17 protein-coding genes are annotated in these 16,076 nt (G+C 72.6%); 12 read left to right on the forward strand and 5 right to left on the reverse strand.

Features of this window, described 5'->3' with window-relative positions; genetic code table 11:
- Positions 1-36: 36 nt before the first annotated feature.
- The 5 genes from hisG to PQI07_RS10435 all read right to left on the reverse strand — a co-directional run bounded on the left by hisG (position 37) and on the right by PQI07_RS10435 (position 4,824).
- Positions 37-1,029, reverse strand: a complete 993-nt coding sequence (gene hisG, locus PQI07_RS10415) for an ATP phosphoribosyltransferase (RefSeq protein WP_179697436.1) — start codon at positions 1,027-1,029, stop codon at positions 37-39.
- A complete protein-coding gene (locus PQI07_RS10420; protein ID WP_043386166.1) occupies positions 1,026-2,168 on the reverse strand; it encodes an ATP phosphoribosyltransferase regulatory subunit in 1,143 nt (380 codons plus the stop codon). The genes hisG and PQI07_RS10420 overlap by 4 nt, the downstream gene beginning before the upstream one ends.
- A gap of 151 nt (positions 2,169-2,319) precedes the next feature.
- The gene (locus tag PQI07_RS10425; protein ID WP_043353874.1) at positions 2,320-2,562 is read right to left on the reverse strand and encodes a hypothetical protein; all 243 of its coding nucleotides are present in this window, start codon (positions 2,560-2,562) and stop codon (positions 2,320-2,322) included.
- Between the two features lie 78 nt (positions 2,563-2,640).
- Positions 2,641-4,188 (reverse strand): histidine--tRNA ligase, encoded by a 1,548-nt coding sequence (gene hisS / locus PQI07_RS10430; RefSeq protein ID WP_053611330.1) that lies wholly within the window; start codon positions 4,186-4,188, stop codon positions 2,641-2,643.
- Between the two features lie 132 nt (positions 4,189-4,320).
- Positions 4,321-4,824: a DUF3429 domain-containing protein gene (locus PQI07_RS10435; RefSeq protein WP_043353871.1), complete on the reverse strand. Its 504-nt coding sequence runs from the start codon at positions 4,822-4,824 to the stop codon at positions 4,321-4,323.
- A gap of 406 nt (positions 4,825-5,230) precedes the next feature.
- On the opposite strand from PQI07_RS10435, the gene rho reads away from it, so the two are divergent.
- From rho to PQI07_RS10495, 12 genes are all read left to right on the forward strand, one after another.
- Entirely contained in the window at positions 5,231-6,580 is a 1,350-nt protein-coding gene (gene rho, locus PQI07_RS10440; RefSeq protein ID WP_043386160.1) for a transcription termination factor Rho, read from the forward strand.
- Positions 6,581-6,953: 373 nt separating this feature from the next.
- Complete coding sequence (locus PQI07_RS10445) at positions 6,954-7,565, forward strand: Maf family nucleotide pyrophosphatase (RefSeq protein ID WP_043386158.1); 612 nt, start codon at positions 6,954-6,956, stop codon at positions 7,563-7,565.
- Positions 7,566-7,577: 12 nt separating this feature from the next.
- The gene (locus PQI07_RS10450; protein ID WP_274926570.1) at positions 7,578-8,579 is read left to right on the forward strand and encodes a cation diffusion facilitator family transporter; all 1,002 of its coding nucleotides are present in this window, start codon (positions 7,578-7,580) and stop codon (positions 8,577-8,579) included.
- On the forward strand, positions 8,576-9,424 hold the full coding sequence (locus PQI07_RS10455; protein WP_043353865.1) for a shikimate dehydrogenase: 849 nt from the start codon (positions 8,576-8,578) through the stop codon (positions 9,422-9,424). Before PQI07_RS10450 ends, PQI07_RS10455 begins: the two co-directional genes overlap by 4 nt.
- Complete coding sequence (coaE, locus tag PQI07_RS10460; RefSeq protein WP_274926571.1) at positions 9,421-10,059, forward strand: dephospho-CoA kinase; 639 nt, start codon at positions 9,421-9,423, stop codon at positions 10,057-10,059. Before PQI07_RS10455 ends, coaE begins: the two co-directional genes overlap by 4 nt.
- A 66-nt stretch (positions 10,060-10,125) precedes the next feature.
- Entirely contained in the window at positions 10,126-10,341 is a 216-nt protein-coding gene (locus tag PQI07_RS10465; RefSeq protein WP_043353881.1) for a hypothetical protein, read from the forward strand.
- Between the two features lie 71 nt (positions 10,342-10,412).
- Positions 10,413-11,135: a DNA polymerase III subunit epsilon gene (gene dnaQ, locus PQI07_RS10470; protein WP_043353861.1), complete on the forward strand. Its 723-nt coding sequence runs from the start codon at positions 10,413-10,415 to the stop codon at positions 11,133-11,135.
- Between the two features lie 201 nt (positions 11,136-11,336).
- Complete coding sequence (locus PQI07_RS10475) at positions 11,337-12,566, forward strand: extracellular catalytic domain type 1 short-chain-length polyhydroxyalkanoate depolymerase (RefSeq protein ID WP_052083693.1); 1,230 nt, start codon at positions 11,337-11,339, stop codon at positions 12,564-12,566.
- A gap of 127 nt (positions 12,567-12,693) precedes the next feature.
- Complete coding sequence (locus tag PQI07_RS10480) at positions 12,694-13,590, forward strand: TIGR01459 family HAD-type hydrolase (protein WP_043759579.1); 897 nt, start codon at positions 12,694-12,696, stop codon at positions 13,588-13,590.
- 220 nt (positions 13,591-13,810) lie between these two features.
- Positions 13,811-14,209, forward strand: coding sequence for a DUF350 domain-containing protein (locus PQI07_RS10485; protein ID WP_043353858.1), 399 nt, complete (start codon positions 13,811-13,813; stop codon positions 14,207-14,209).
- Positions 14,210-14,216: 7 nt separating this feature from the next.
- The gene (locus PQI07_RS10490) at positions 14,217-14,912 is read left to right on the forward strand and encodes a DUF1190 domain-containing protein (RefSeq protein WP_274926572.1); all 696 of its coding nucleotides are present in this window, start codon (positions 14,217-14,219) and stop codon (positions 14,910-14,912) included.
- Positions 14,912-16,072: a glutathionylspermidine synthase family protein gene (locus tag PQI07_RS10495; RefSeq protein ID WP_053611334.1), complete on the forward strand. Its 1,161-nt coding sequence runs from the start codon at positions 14,912-14,914 to the stop codon at positions 16,070-16,072. The genes PQI07_RS10490 and PQI07_RS10495 overlap by 1 nt, the downstream gene beginning before the upstream one ends.
- Positions 16,073-16,076: the final 4 nt, after the last annotated feature.

Genomic DNA, 16,076 nt, shown 5'->3' on the forward strand with positions numbered 1-16,076 from the left:
GCTCCGCAAGGACACCACCACGATTGTCCGGCCTCCTCAGAGCCGCGCCAGCAGCCGCTCCGCCAGCGGGTTCTCGGCCGCGAAGGCATAGTCGACCCGCCGCACCGTGACGGCCCGCGCCCCCGCCTCGACCAGGGCGCCGGCGAGGTCGAACACCGCGCCCTCAGGACAGCGCAGGACGATCTCGCCCTCCGGGCCCTTCGGGGCGCCGTAGGGCAGCTCGGCCTCGTGCAGGCCCGCCAGGGTGGCGAGGTCGATGGTGCCGCTCTCCGGCAGGGCGGCCCGCACCTCCCGGGTGGTCCGGGCGCGTTCCTCGGCGGCGATGCGGCCGAGCACGGTGCGGAGCGCCGCCCGCTGGCCCTCGCCCCAGGGCGCCTTCAGCGAGGCGACGAGGTTCGCCTCCGAGCGCAGGATGATGCCGTCGTCCAGCACCTTCAGGGCGTTGGCGGAGAGCGTCGCCCCCGTCGTGGTGATGTCGACCACGATCTCGGCCGAGCCCGCCGCCGGCGCCCCCTCGGTGGCGCCGAGGCTCTCGACGATCCGGTAATCGGCGACGCCCTTCTCGGCGAAGAACCGGCGGGTCAGGTTCACGTATTTGGTGGCGACCCGCAGGCGCCGCCCGTGGCGGGTGCGCATGCCGGCGGCGACCTCGTCGAGGTCGGACATGTCGCGCACGTCGATCCAGGCCTGGGGTACGGCGACCACCACGGTGGCGTTGCCGAAGCCCAGCGGCGTCAGCAGCTCCGCTTGGCCGCGCACGTCCGGCAGGGTCTCGCGGATCAGGTCCTCGCCGGTGACGCCGAGATGGGCGGCGCCCGAGGCGAGCTGCGCGGCGATCTCGGAGGCCGAGAGGTAGCGTACCTCGACGTCGGGGACGCCGAGCAGCTTGCCCCGGTAGTCGCGGGCGCCGGCGCCCTGGGCGAGCTTCAGACCGGCCCGGCCGAAGAACGCGCTGGCGTTCTCCTGCAGGCGGCCCTTGGATGGCACGGCGAGGATCAGCGGCATGGCGGTCGCGTCCGAAGCACTCATCGGCCGGCTCCCGCCACGCGCGCGATCCAGAAGGTGCAGCCCACCGCGGGCAGGGGCGCCGGGCTGCCGAGATGGCCGAGCAGGCCGTCGTAACGGCCGCCGCCGACCAGGATCGGGCCCTGCCCTTCGGTCACCTCGAAGATGAAGCCGGTATAATAGTCGAGGTTGCGGGCGAAGCCGCCCTGGAAGCGGAACCGCTCGATCGGCAGCCCGCGGGCCGCGATGAAGCCGGTGCGCTCCTCGAACAGGTCGAGAGCGGCCGCGAGGGCGTCGTGGCGGATGCCCGCGTCGGCCACCAGCGCCCGCAGGTCGCGGGCGGCGGCATCCGGATGGCCGGCGATGGCCCGGTAGCGGTCGAGGAGCGCACGGTTCTCGGCGTTGAGCCCGGCCCCGCCATGGGCCTGCGCGGAGGCCTTGGCGAGGAAGCGCTCGGCGATCTCGCCGGCGCTGCGCCCGCCCACCGCCGAGATCCCGGCGATCGCCAGCACGTCCTCCACGAAGGCGCGCACGCCCCGCGGGTCCTGGCCCTGGATCGCCGCCAGCAGGCCCGCATGGGGATCCTCCGGGCGGGTCCCCTCGGCGCCGTTGGTGACCACGTCCAGCGAGCGCCCGGCGGCCAGCGCCCGGAGCGTCCGGCGCTTGGCGGCGGGCGGGACCGCGAGGCCGTCGAGGAGCGCGACGGTCAGCCCCATGTCGCCGAGCCGCACCGCCGGATCGGTCCGGCCGAACAGGGCGAGGCCCTCGAGGGCGAGACCCAGCACCTCGGCGTCGGCGGCCGGCGTGTCGGTGCGCCCGATCGACTCGATGCCGGCCTGGAAGAACTCGTCGGGCTCGTCGGCGGCGAGGCGGAAGACCGGACCGCAATAGCTGTAATCGGCCACCTGCCCGTCGGCCTCCGCCCGGTGGAGGCGACAGACGGGAATCGTGAATTCCGGCCGCAGGCACAGCTCGGCGCCGCCCGCATCCTGTGTGACGAAGATCCGCCGGCGGATGTCCTCGCCCGACAATTCGAGGAACGGCTCCAGCGGCTGCAGCACCGGCGGCGTCACGGGCCGATAGCCCGCCGCCGCCAGATGCGCGAGCAGCCGCGTGCGCGCCGCGTCCCCCGCCCCCGTCTCGCCTGCCTCCGGTCGTGTCATCGGATCCATCCTCGCGGGCGCTCTGTAGCAACCGTGGCCGGACTTGGCGACACGTCGCAGGGCGGTGCGGTGCGCAGGACTGCGCAGGTCCCCGTACCGCGGACCGATACGCGCTACGGCGCCACAGACTTCACCCGCTCGGAGCAGCCGCTCAGAGCGGCCGGCCGCCGCCGAGACGCGCCCCGCGGGGGCGCCGGACCGGCTTGCGGCGGGCGATCACGGTCAGGGCCGGCGCTCCGGCGATCCCGGCGCTCAGGACGGGGGCGCTGCCGGTCCCGGGGGTGGCCTGGGCGACGGCGCTCGGCAACCGGTCGAGGACCGGCCGGGCGGCCCAGACGGGGCCTGTCCCGGCGCAGATCAGGCCGGCCGACAGGATGAGGATCTTCGCGCGCATCCCGACATCTCCCCCGACCCCTCCACGGAACCGACCGAGGATAACGCCGCCGGAGCCGCCGCGTTCGACCTGCGCGCCTCAGGTCTCCGAAGCCGTGAAATGCCGGGCCAGCACGGCGCGGACCTGCGCCACCAGATCGGCCTCCGGACACGAGATCTGCGCGGGCCGCGCCGCCTTCCACTCGGCGTTGCTGGCGATGGATTCGGCCGCCTGGGCACCCGCGATCAGGTCCTTGATCTGGACCTCGCCGGCCAGACGCTCGTTCGAGCCCTGGATCACCGCCACGGGTGCGCGCCGGCGGTCGGCGTATTTCATCTGCGCCTTCATGCCGGCGGCGCCGAGGTAGAGCTCCGCCCGGATGCCGTCGGCGCGCAGGAGCGCCACCAGCCGCTGGTAATCGGCCATGTTCTCCCGGTCGAGGACCAGCACCACCACCGGCCCGGGCGCCTCGGCGCCGGCGAGCAGGGGGCTGCCCACGAGCTGCAGGGCCGAGAACAGCCGCGAGACGCCGATTGAGAAGCCGGTGGCCGGGACCGGCTCGGACCGGAACCGCCCGACGAGCCCGTCGTAGCGCCCGCCGCCCGCCACCGAGCCGAAGCGCACGGTCTGGCCGTCCTCGTTGGTGACCGGAAACGTCAGCTCGGCCTCGTAGACCGGGCCGGTATAGTATTCGAGGCCGCGCACCACGCTCGGATCGGCGCGGATCACGTCGTGACCGTAGCCGGCGGCGGCGCAGAGGCGCATGATCGCGTGCAATTCGGCGATGCCCTCCCGGCCGGTCTCGGACGCGCCGACCGCGTCGTGCCAGCCGGCGAAGAACTTCTCCCAGAACGCCATCTTGTCGGCGCCGTCGCCGGCATCGGCCTGGAACGACACGTAGGCGAGGATCCGGCCGATCGCCGCCGCGTCGAGGCCCGCGCCCTTGGTGAAGTCGCCGCTCTCGTCCTTGCGGCCGGCGCCGAGGAGGTCGCGCACCCCGTCGACGCCGAGCCGATCGAGCTTGTCGATCGCCCGCAGGACCGTCAGGCGCTGGCCGGCCTTGTCGGGACCGGCGAGCCCGATCGCCTCCATGACGCCGTCGAGCACCTTCCGGTTGTTGACCTTGACCACGTACTGGCCGCCGAGCCCGAGGCGGTTCAGCGTGTCGGCCATCAGCATGCAGGTCTCGGCATCGGCCGCGACGCTGCCGGCGCCCACGATGTCGGCGTCGAACTGCATGAACTGGCGGAAACGGCCCGGCCCCGGCTTCTCGTTGCGGAACACGTAGCCGGCCCGGTAGCTGCGATACGGCTTGGGCAGGGCGTCGTAGTTCTCGGCGACGAAGCGCGCGAGCGGCGCCGTCAGGTCGTAGCGGAGCGACAACCACGCCTCGTCGTCGTCCTGGAACGAGAACACGCCCGCGTTCGGACGGTCGAGGTCGGGCAGGAACTTGCCGAGCGCCTCGGTGTACTCGACGAAGGGCGTCTCCAGGGCCTCGAAGCCGTAGAGTTCGAAGCTCTTGCGGATCGTCTCCAGCATCCGCCCCTGCGCGGCGATCTCACCGGCGCGCCGGTCGACGAAGCCGCGCGGCAGGCGGGGCTTCAAGGTCTCGGCCTTCTCGGCCTTGGGGGTGTCGGCCTTGGACATGTGCGCGCGTTCGCTTCTCGCGGACCCGGAGCCCGGGTCCGGCATCGGATCTTGAATCGTCTCCGCCGGGCGGAGAACCCTTGGCCGGGCTCTAAAGCATGCCGCGCGAAAGGGGAATTCGGTCGGCGAGGCTCAGTACGGCGCCGTCAGCTTGAGCCAGAGCAGGGCCGCGAGGCTCACCACGGCGATCGGCATCTGCAGCGGACGCAGGCGGGCATGCGCCAGCGGCACCTCGCCGGCGCGCGCCGCGATCGGGTCGAGGATCCCGATGGCGGCGTAGCCGAGGATCAGCATCGCCAGCGCCGGCACGGCCTTGCCCATCACCGCCGTGAACAGGCTGGCCAGCCCGAGACCGTACAGGATCAGCATCGTCACGAGCTGCGACACCTGCGGGCCGCCCTCGGTCCGGAAGCTGACGCCCCGGCGCACCCCGGCCAGGAACAGCAGGATCGAGGCCGCATAGAGCAGGGTGAACAGCGCCACCAGATAATCGAGGGGCTGGCCGTTCAGCCACCACGCCACCGCGGCCCCGACGGCGATCGGCACCATGGGGCCGAAGCCGAAGACGAGGTCGAGCCAGGGGATCCGGCGCGGCTCGCGCGTGGTGAGGGTGCGTCCGGTAGCGTCGTCGCGCATGGCGGTCAGGGGGGACTCTCGGTTGGACGGTCTGCTGCGCTGCAGCACCGGGACGGGGAACGGCCGCGCGCCGGCCCGGTTCCGATGACCCCGTCTGCGGGCTTGCCTCTCTAGCGCCGGCTCGGCGCCCCGGCGAGGCCCTTGCGGCCGGGCCTTTGCGGTCCCCGCGCCGGCATCCCGCGCCGGGCCCTTGAGTGCGGGCGAAAAAGGCGTTATCTCTACTGGGCCCTCATCACAAGGTCTGCGCCGCAGCGCGCCCGTGAGCCGCGAGGGTCCTGCCTCATCGGTTTCGCCAATCTGACCCCGGGCCCCTCGCCGCAGCGCGGCCCGCTCTTCGGCGCCCATCCCCCGGGTGCCTGGCACTGAACCGGCCCTCCCACCTCTTCCGTCGGTTGCAAGACACCCCATGACGCCAAACCCCGACGCCCTCGCCGACATCGAGACCGCGGAGCCGGCCGATGCGCCCACCATGCCCGCCGCCCTCGAGGGCGTCCGCGAGGTCAAGCTCCAGGACCTCAAGTCGAAGACGCCCACCGACCTGACGGCCTTCGCCGAGGAGGTCGAGGTCGAGAACGCCTCGACCATGCGCAAGCAGGAGCTGATGTTCGCCATCCTGAAGCAGCTCGCTGCCAAGGAGGTCGAGATCATCGGCTCGGGCACCGTCGAGGTGCTGCAGGACGGCTTCGGCTTCCTGCGCTCCTCCGACTCGAACTACCTGCCCGGCCCCGACGACATCTACATCTCGCCGACCCAGATCCGCCGCTTCGGCCTGCGCACCGGCGACACCGTCGAGGGCCCGATCCGCGGCCCCAAGGACGGCGAGCGCTACTTCGCGCTCCTCAAGGTCAACACGATCAACTTCGAGAACCCGGAGAAGATCAAGCACAAGGTCCACTTCGACAACCTGACGCCGCTCTTCCCGACCAAGCGGTTCAAGCTCGAGCTGGACAACCCGACCAAGAAGGATTTCTCCCCGCGGATCATCGACATCGTGGCGCCGATCGGAAAGGGCCAGCGCGCCCTGATCGTGGCGCCGCCGCGCACGGGTAAGACCGTGCTGATGCAGAACATCGCGCAGTCGATCACCCTCAATCACCCCGAGTGCTACCTGATCGTGCTGCTCATCGACGAGCGGCCCGAGGAGGTCACCGACATGCAGCGCTCGGTGAAGGGCGAGGTCATCGCCTCGACCTTCGACGAGCCGGCCACCCGCCACGTGCAGGTCGCCGAGATGGTGATCGAGAAGGCCAAGCGCCTCGTGGAGCACGGGCGCGACGTCGTGATCCTGCTCGACTCGATCACCCGCCTCGGCCGCGCCTACAACACCGTGGTGCCGTCCTCCGGCAAGGTGCTGACCGGCGGTGTCGACGCCAACGCCCTGCAGCGGCCCAAGCGCTTCTTCGGCGCGGCCCGCAACATCGAGGAGGGCGGCTCGCTCTCGATCATCGCCACCGCGCTCATCGACACCGGCTCGCGCATGGACGAGGTGATCTTCGAGGAGTTCAAGGGCACCGGCAACTCCGAGATCATCCTGGACCGCAAGGTCTCCGACAAGCGCATCTTCCCGGCGATCGACATCACCCGCTCCGGCACCCGCAAGGAGGAGCTGCTGGTCCCGCCGGATTCGCTCAAGAAGACCTACGTGCTGCGCCGCATCCTCAACCCGATGGGCGTCACCGACGCGATCGAGTTCCTGCTCGACAAGCTGCGCCAGACCAAGAGCAACAGCGACTTCTTCGACTCGATGAACACCTGAGGCGCCGGTTCAACGGGCATCCCAACCCGTCGCCTCCTCGGATGCGGCGCAGCCGCCTCGGAGGAGGGCTCCAGGGATCGCAGGGCATCCGGAGGCCTCCTTCGAGGCCTCCGCTGCGCTACGGCACCTCAGGATGAGGGGGAGGGTTGGAGGGCTGGTGTGCCTCTGTCCCGCCGCGGCACGGAAGCGACCGGCTCCGCGATGCGGCCGTTGACTGTCTCCTAACCCCTCCCTGCCAAGGTCCTCTTCGGGCGCCAGGTTGCGTATCGGCGCCGCGACAGCCCCGCCGGCCGGTCCATCCCGGCGGCGGGGCTCGTCGCAGCCCGGGCGATCCCCGGCTTGCACCGATCCCCGGATCCGTGACACTGGCGCGATGCTCCGCTCGCCCTGGACCGGTCCGGATCCGCTCCTCCTCGCCTCGACCAGCCCGACCCGGCGCCTCCTTCTGGAGAGCGCCGCCCTGCCGGTCGAGACCGCCGCCCCGGATGTCGACGAGCGCGCCCTGGAAGCGGGGTGCGCCGGCCTGTCCCCGCCCGACCTCGCCCTGGTGCTCGCCCGCGCCAAGGCGGAATCGGTGGCGGCGCGCCATCCCGGCCGGATCGTCATCGGCGCCGATCAGGTGCTCGATCTCGACGGCACCGTGTTCCACAAGCCGGCCGATGCGCAGGCCGCCCGGGCCCAGCTCGCCCGTCTGTCCGGCCGCACCCACGCCCTGCATTCCGCCGTGGTCCTGGCCGGGGCGGTGCAGGACGCCTTCGTGGAGACCGCCCGGCTGACCCTGCGCCCCCTCGATGAAAGGGCCATCGCGGCCTATGTGGGCTGTGCCGGCGAGGCACGGGTGCGGTCGAGCGTCGGCGGCTACCAGCTCGAAGGGCCTGGGATCCACCTGTTCGAATCGGTCGTGGGCGACCACAGCACCGTGCTGGGCCTGCCGCTGCTGCCGCTCCTCGCCCGCCTGCGCGGGGCCGGGGTTCTGGATTTTTGAGGGAGCCTCCCCTTGGCCGGGCATGACCATTCCCACGACGGCCATTCCCACGAAGGCCACGCTCACGGAGGCCATTCTCACGGAGGCCATGCCCATGGCGGCCACGGCGGTCACGCGCACGCGCCGAAGGATTTCGGCACGGCCTTCGCCATCGGCATCGTCCTCAACACCGCCTTCGTGGTGATCGAGGCGGCCTACGGCTATCTCAGCAACTCCATGTCCCTGGTGGCCGATGCCGGCCACAACCTCTCGGACGTTCTGGGCCTCGCGGCGGCCTGGATCGCCGCCCTGCTGGTGCGCCGCCGCGCCACCGCGCGCTTCACCTACGGCTATCGCGGCTCCTCGATCCTGGCCGCCCTGTTCAACGCCGTGGTCCTGCTGATCGCCATGGGGGCGGTGATCTGGGAGGCGCTGGTCCGGCTGGTCCATCCGGAGCCGGTCGCGGGCACGACCGTGATGGTGGTGGCCGCGGTGGGAATCCTGGTCAACGGCCTCACCGCGTGGCTCTTCGTCAGCGGCGCCAAGGGCGACATCAACGTCCGCGGGGCGTTCCTCCACATGGCGGCCGACGCCGCCGTCTCGGCCGGGGTCGTGATCGCGGGCCTCGTGATCCAGCTCACCGGCTTCGCCTGGCTCGACCCGGCGGTCAGCCTCGTCATCGCGGCTCTGGTCGTCTGGGCGACCTGGGGCCTGCTGCGCGACAGCGTGGCGATGTCCCTCGACGCCGTGCCGCCGCAGATCTCCCCCGATGCCGTGACCGGCTTCCTCCTCGGACGGCCCGGCGTTGCCGGCCTGCACGACCTGCATATCTGGCCCATGAGCACCACCAGCATCGCCCTGACCGTCCATCTCGTGATGGCGGAGGGGCATCAGGCTCACGGCCACCCCGGCAACGGCTTCCTCAACGAGACCGCCGAGGGCCTGCGCACCCGGTTCGGCATCGGCCACGCGACGTTGCAGATCGAGGAGGCCGGCGGCCCGGCCTGCCGCCTCGCGCAGGATTGCGCGGCATGAGCGTCGCGAATCCCCGCGCCTTCGTGGTCGGCCACCCGATCGCCCATTCGCGCTCGCCGCTGATCCACGGTTACTGGCTCGCCGCGCACGGGATCCCGGGCTCCTACGAGCGGCTCGACGTGCCGCCGGCGGCGTTTCCGGACTTCATCCGCGCCCTGCCGGATTCGGGCTTCCGGGGCGGCAACGTCACGATCCCCCACAAGGAGGCGGCCTTCGCGCTGGCCGACACCCTGACGCCGCGGGCCAAGGCGATCGGCGCGGTGAACACCCTGGTGGTCGAGCCCGACGGGCGGATCCGCGGCGACAACACCGACGCGCCGGGCTTCTGCGCCCATCTCGACCACACCTTAGGCGCAGCCTGGCCGGCGCGGGCGGGCGGCACCGCCCTGGTGCTCGGCGCCGGCGGCGCCGCGCGGGCGATCGTGGTCGGGCTGGCCGAGCGGGGCCTGCGGCGCATCTGGGTCGCCAACCGCACCGCGGCCCGGGCCGAGGCGGTGGCGGCGCTCGCGCCGGGCATCGGCGCGGCGCTCGCCTGGGACGACCTGCCGGCGGCGCTCGCCGGGACCGGCCTCCTGGTCAACACCACGTCCCTCGGCATGAAGGGCCAGCCGCCCCTCGCCATCGACCTGTCGCCCCTGCCGGCGGAGGCGGCCGTGGCCGACATCGTCTACGCACCCCTGGAGACGGAGCTCCTCGCGGCGGCGCGCCGCCGGGGGCTCGCGGCCGTGGACGGGCTCGGCATGCTGCTGCACCAGGCGGTGCCGGGCTTCGAGGCGTGGTTCGGCCCGCGCCCCGCCGTCACCCCGGCGCTGCGCGACCGGATCGTGGCGGATCTCGCCGGATGACCCCGAAGGCCGGATCCGGACCCGTCATCCTCGGGCTCACCGGCTCGATCGGCATGGGCAAGTCCGCCACCGCCCGGATGTTCACCGACCGCGGCGTCCCGGTTCACGACGCCGACGCCGCGGTCCACGCCCTCTACGGGCCCGGAGGCGCGGCCGCCGCGGCGATCGGCGCGGCCTTTCCCGGCGTGCTCGACGGCGACGGCGGCGTCGACCGGACGCGGCTGCGCGCTGCGGTGCTCGACGCGCCCGACCGGATGGCGGCGCTGGAGGCCATCGTCCATCCCCTGGTCCGGGCGGCCAGCACGGACTTCCTGGCGCGGCACGCGGCGGCGCCGCTGGTCGTCCTCGACATCCCGCTCCTCTACGAGACCGGCGGCGCGGGCCGCTGCGACGCGGTCGTGGTGGTGAGCGCCCCGCCCGAGATCCAGCGCGCCCGGGTGCTCGCCCGCCCCGGCATGACCGAGGCGGCCTTCGCGGCGATCCTGGCCAAGCAGATGCCCGACGCCGAGAAGCGCGCCCGGGCGGATTTCGTCATCGACACGAGCCGGGGTTTTCCCGCCGCCGAGGCCGAGGTGGCGCGGATCGTCGAGCGCCTCACGGCGCATCGTGCGGAGGCGCACCACGGCACCGGATGACACGCCCGCGCGGATGAATATCTGCGGTTGCGTTCCGGGGGGAACACGAACGGCAGGATGGACGTGATGGCGCGGCACTCCGGCGGGATGGATCCGGTCCGGTCCGGCGGCCTCGGGGCCGCGACCCTTCTCGTGCTGCTGGCGGCCATGCCCGCGCAGGCCCAGTACGCCGCCAGCTGCCCCCCGCCGAAGAAGTTCGCGGCCGGCGCCTGCGTCACCGCCTGTCCGGGCGGCTACGAGGACCGGGGACCCGTCTGCGTCTACCGCAACACGTCCCGCTGAGGCGCACGGGAGCTTAACCCCTCCGCCTTATCCGGCTAGGGTCCGCCCCCACCCCGCGAGTCGCGAGACCCATGCTGCGCGAGATCGTCCTCGACACCGAGACCACCGGCACGGAGGCGAAGGGAGGCGACCGGCTGATCGAGATCGGCGCGGTGGAACTCCTCAACCACATCCCCACCGGCCGGAGCTTCCACCGCTATTGCAACCCGCAGCGGGCGGTCTCCGAGGGGGCGTTCAATGTCCACGGCCTGTCCGACGCGTTCCTGGCCGACAAGCCGGTCTTCGCGGAGATCGTCGGCGAGCTGCTGGCCTTCCTGGCCGACGGACGCCTCGTCATCCACAACGCGCCCTTCGACGTCGGCTTCCTCAACATGGAATACGCCCGGCTCGGCGCGAACGCCCCGCCCCCGATCCGGCTGGAGGACGTGGTCGATACCCTGCCGATGGCCCGGCGCAAGCATCCGGGCGCGGCCAACAACCTCGACGCCCTCTGCAGCCGCTACGGCATCGACAACACCCGGCGCACCAAGCACGGGGCGCTCCTCGACGCGCAGATCCTGGCCGAGGTCTATGTCGAGCTCCTCGGGGGCAAGCAGACCAGCCTCGGGCTCTTGGACGCGGAGCAAGCCGCCCCGGTGGCCGGATCTTCCGTCCAGGCCGTGGCCCCCGTGGCGCCCCGTCCCTACCGGAGCCGTCTTACCGATGCGGAGCGCGCCCGCCACGACGGCTTCCGCGCGAGCCTCGGTCCTGCCGCGATCTGGGCCGACTATATCGGGGCGGACGATCCCGTCTGATCCGGCGGTCTGATCCCTAAGCCTGCTGCGCGGCGCCGACGGTTGTCGCATTGCACAGGGGCGTTTATTGCAATGCACAAAACATCCTCGACACATCATCTCGCAAGATGGTGAGGGTCGGCTCATGCGATGCCCGTGCGGTGGCGCAGGCGCATCGGGTCCGGCCGTGACAGAGACATTGAGGCAGTGAGGCGCGCACGCATGACCGAGAATTTCGGCAGTCGCGACGGACAGCGCGACGACAAGACCGGCCTGTCGCCCTTCGCCGACATGATCGAGGCCACCCGTCTGACCGGCCTCGGCCGGCTCGAGGAGGCGACCGCCCTGATCCAGCGCAGCCTTGCCGGCCAGAGGGCCGCACCCGCTGAACACGCGTCGACAGACGCTTCCCCGCACCACGCCGATCCGTCGGCCGTGCCGCAGATTCCCGCAGCGGAATCCGGGACGCGGATGCGCGAGGTGGTGGGGCAGGTCGTGCGCGGCCTTGCACCGGTGCTGAAGGGCCTGGGCAACCCGCTGCGGCACCCCGCTCCGCCGCCCGCCGACCGGGGGGGCGGGACCGGGGGCCGCTTCGTCGCCCTGACCCATGCCGAGCCCGCCGGCACCCGCGAGTACAAGCTGTTCATCCCGAGCCATCCGGACGCGGCCGCGCCGCTGATCGTGATGCTGCATGGCTGCACGCAGAATCCGGACGATTTCGCCGCCGGCACCGGCATGAACACCCTCGCCGAGCGCGCCGGCGTGTTCGTGGCCTACCCGGCCCAGAGCCGTCAGGCCCATGCCCAGCGCTGCTGGAACTGGTACGAGCCCCGGGACCAGGGCCGGGGCACGGGCGAGCCGGCGATCATCGCGGGCCTCGCCCGCGCCATCATGGCGGAGCACCCGATCGACCGGGCCCGGGTCTACATCGCCGGCCTGTCGGCGGGGGGCGCCGCCGCCCTGAACATCGCCCGCGCCTATCCCGACCTCTTCGCCGCCGTCGGCGTGCATTCCGGCCTCGCGGCCGGCTGCGCCCGGGATCTCGGCTCGGCGCTGATGGCCATGCAGGTCGGCGCCCCGGGCCTCGGCACCGCCACGGCTTTCGGCAGCCCGGCCCCGGCCACCCGCGTGCCGACGATCATCTTCCACGGCGAGGACGACGGCACGGTGAGCGTGCGCAACGCCGATCAGGTTCTGGCCCAGGCGCACGTCGCCGGTCTGATCGCCCGGTCCGAGACCTTCGAGGGCCGCGGCCACCCCTTCACCCGCACCCGCTACCGGGACGAGGCGGGCCGGGTCGTGGTCGAGGATTGGCGGGTGCGCGGCGCCGGCCATGCCTGGTCCGGGGGCCGCCCCGACGGCAGCTACACGGACCCCGAGGGGCCCGACGCGTCCCGGGCGATGCTCGACTTCTTCGCCGAGCACCGGCTGGGACCGGCCCGGCGCCCGTAAGGGGTTTCCCCAAGGGCCGCGCACTCTGGCGGGTTGTCAGGGCGCGGCCCTGCTGTATCGCAGGGCTTTGCCCTGCACCCACAAAAGGTCCCGGACCTTTTGAATCCAGGACCTTCCAGGACCTTCCATGACCGCGACCGCCACCCCCGCGCCGATCCCGACCCTCCAGGGTCTCGCCGAGGTCGCCGACCGGTACGACCTGATCCTCTGCGACGTCTGGGGCGTGCTGCATGACGGCCAGAAGGCCCACGAGGCCGCCGGCGAGGCGCTGATCCGCTTCCGTGGCCTTCCGGGGGCGCGGCCCCGCCGGGTCGTCCTCGTCTCGAACGCGCCCCGGCCCGGCGACGGCGTCGGCCGCATCCTCGACCGGTTCGGCGTGCCGCGGGAGGCCTACGACGCGATCCTGACCTCGGGCGACCTCACCCACGACCTGATCGCCGCGCGCCCGGGCGCCCGGATCCGGCATCTCGGACCGGAGCGCGACCTCGGCATCTTCCAGGGGCTCGACCTCAGCCTCGTCCCGGAATCGGAGGCCGACCTCGTCGTCTGCACCGGCCTGTTCGACGACCGCAGCGAGACCCCGGACGATTACCGGCCGGAGCTGGAGCGTCTGGCCGCCCGCGGGCTGACCATGATCTGTGCCAATCCCGACCTCGTCGTGGAGAGCGGCAACCGCCTGATCCCCTGCGCGGGCCTGCTCGCGGCGGCCTATGCGGAGATCGGCGGCCCCGTGGTCTATGCCGGCAAGCCGCACCGCCCGGTCTACGAGGCGGCCCTCGCCAAGGGGGCGGCCCTCACCGGGGCCCCGGTGGATCCGGCGCGGGTCCTGGCGATCGGCGACGCGATCCGCACCGACATCGCGGGCGCCCGCGGCTTCGGCATCGCCAGCGTGCTGGTGGCCCGGGGCATCCACGCGGAGGAACTCGGCGTCACGGCCGCGCATCACCGCCTGGGCGACGTGGCCGAGTGGCTCGGCCGGCAGGCGGTGCATCCGGACGGGGTGATCGAGCGGCTGGTCTGGTAGCGCCCTTCCGGACCTCGGCGTATTGCCGTCAGTCCAACTCTCTGAAATCCGCGACAAGCTTGACACCGCGCGGGAAATTGCGTGGATTTACTGGCGTGAATCGATCCCGCGTCCAACAATCAGCTCCGACATTCGCTTCGCTCGTCATGCGATTCGACCGGGAGACCTGTCCGGCTGCGGTGCTTTCGACGATCGGGGCCGGTGAGACGGCGGGTCTTGCGTGACCCTGGTCTCCGGACTGCCGGACTTCCTGCTCTATCTCGGCACCGCGACCGGACTGATCGGCCTCTACCTGCTGATCTACACCCTCGCCACCGCGCATAACGAGGTCGCGCTGATCCGCCGGGACGTGACGGCTGCGGCCATCGCGCTGGGCGGAAGCCTGCTCGGCTTCACCCTGCCGCTGGCGGTGGCGATCTACAACGCACGGTCCCTGCTCGACTGCCTGATCTGGGGCCTGATCGCCCTCGTGATCCAGATCGCGATCTACTGGCTCGTGCGCCTTGCGGTGCCGGACCTGTCGCGGCGCATCGAGGAGGATCGCGCCGCCGCCGCGCTCCTCCTGGGCGCGGCCTCGCTGGCGGGCGGCGTCGTGAACGCCGCCGCGATGACCTATTGAGCGGCCGGTGACGGAGACCGCCCCCGCCCCCGCAGCCGTCGGCGCGCCCGAAACCGGTTTCGCCGCCGCCCGCCGCTCCAAGCGCTCGGCCGCCGTGTCGCTGGTTCTGGTCGCGGGCGCCGGCGCTGCCGCCCTGACCCTCGGCGGCCTCGACCCGTCCCAGCGGGAGGAGGAGGCGCTCGTCTACGGGACGCTCGGCGCCTGCATCGCCCAGCAGCTGCGCAGCGCCGAGGCCTGCATCGCCGCCTACAAGACCGCGCAGGAGGCCTACGCGGCGACGGCGCCGCGCTACGAGACCGAGGCCGATTGCCAGCGCCACCACGGGACCGGCGGCTGCACGCCGGGCGGGCCGGTCACGGAGGCCGCGCGCGGCCGCTACCTGCCGGTGATGGCCGCCTTCCTGATGGGGCGGTCGGACGCGCAGGACCTGCCGGTCCAGCCGCTCTACCCGCACGCCCCCGAAGAGGAGCGCGACGCGGCGGAGGCGGGGACGGCCGGACATGGGGGCGGCTACTGCACCGGCACGGGCGGCCGGGTCGCCTATGCGGGCGGCGTCTCGCGGGTCCATGTCCCCGCCTCGGTCGCCCGCACCACGAGCACGACCCCGCGCACGATCAGCCGCGGCGGCTTCGGCGGCACCGGGCGGGCGACGGCGTTCTCCGGAGGCTCGGGCGGCCGCACGGGCGGTTTCGGAGGCGGCTGATGCGCCGGGTGGCGATCCCGGAGCGGCCCGACTGGCGGCTCCACGCCGCGCGGGCCGGCTTCGCCTTCCACACGTTCGACGGCGCCCCCTACTGGGACGAGACCGCCTACTACGCCTTCAGCCTCGCCGAGATCGAGGACGCCATCGAGGCGCCGAGCGCCGCGCTGCACGAGCTCTGCCTCGCCTTCGTGGACCGGGCGGTCCGCGACGAAGCGATTCTCGCCGCGCTGCGGATCCCCGAGCATGCCTGGGACGCGATCCGGGCGAGCTGGGAGCGGCGCGACCCCAGCCTGTATGGGCGCTTCGACTTCAGCTACGGGGGAACCGGGCCGGCGAAGCTCCTCGAATACAACGCCGACACGCCCACCGCCCTCTACGAGAGCGCGGTCTTCCAGTGGCTGTGGCTGGAGGACGGGCTGGCCCGGGGACGCCTCCCCGCCGGCGCCGACCAGTTCAACACCCTGCACGAGGCGCTGGTGGCGCGCTTCGCCGCCGTGGCGCCCCCGGAGGGCGTCGCCTTCGCGGGCTTCCCCGACGCGCCGGAGGATCGCGGCACGCTGGCCTATCTCCAGGATTGCGCGCTCCAGGCTGGCCGCGCCGCCCCCTTCCTGCCGGTCGAGGCGATCGGGCTCGCCGAGGACGGGCGCTTCGTGGACGCGGCCGGTGCCCCGATCGGCTGCCTGTTCAAGCTCTACCCGTGGGAATGGATGTTCGCCGACCCGTTCGGCCGCGCGGTCGGCACGGCATCGACCCGGTTCCTGGAGCCGCCCTGGAAGGCGGTGCTCTCCAACAAGGGGATGCTGGCGCATCTCTGGGCGATGGCGCCGGGCCATCCCAACCTGCTGCCGACCTACTTCGAGGAGGACCCGGCCAAGGCCGCGCTGGGCCGGAGCTTCGTGAGGAAGCCCCTCTACGGGCGCGAGGGCGCCAACGTGCTGATCGTGCGCGACGGCGCCGTCGCGGCGCGCGACGAGGGCCCCTATGGCGGCAAAGGCTTCGTGCGGCAGGCCCTGGCCGCGTTGCCCGATTTCGAGGGCCGCCGCGCGCTGGTCGGCAGCTGGATGGTCGGCGATCGACCCGCCGGCCTGTGCCTGCGCGAGTCGGACGGCCTCATCACCACCGACCGGGCCCGGTTCGTCCCGCACCTCATCGCGCCGTGACCGC

Source organism: Methylobacterium sp. 092160098-2, assembly GCF_028920805.1.
Lineage (GTDB): Bacteria > Pseudomonadota > Alphaproteobacteria > Rhizobiales > Beijerinckiaceae > Methylobacterium > Methylobacterium fujisawaense.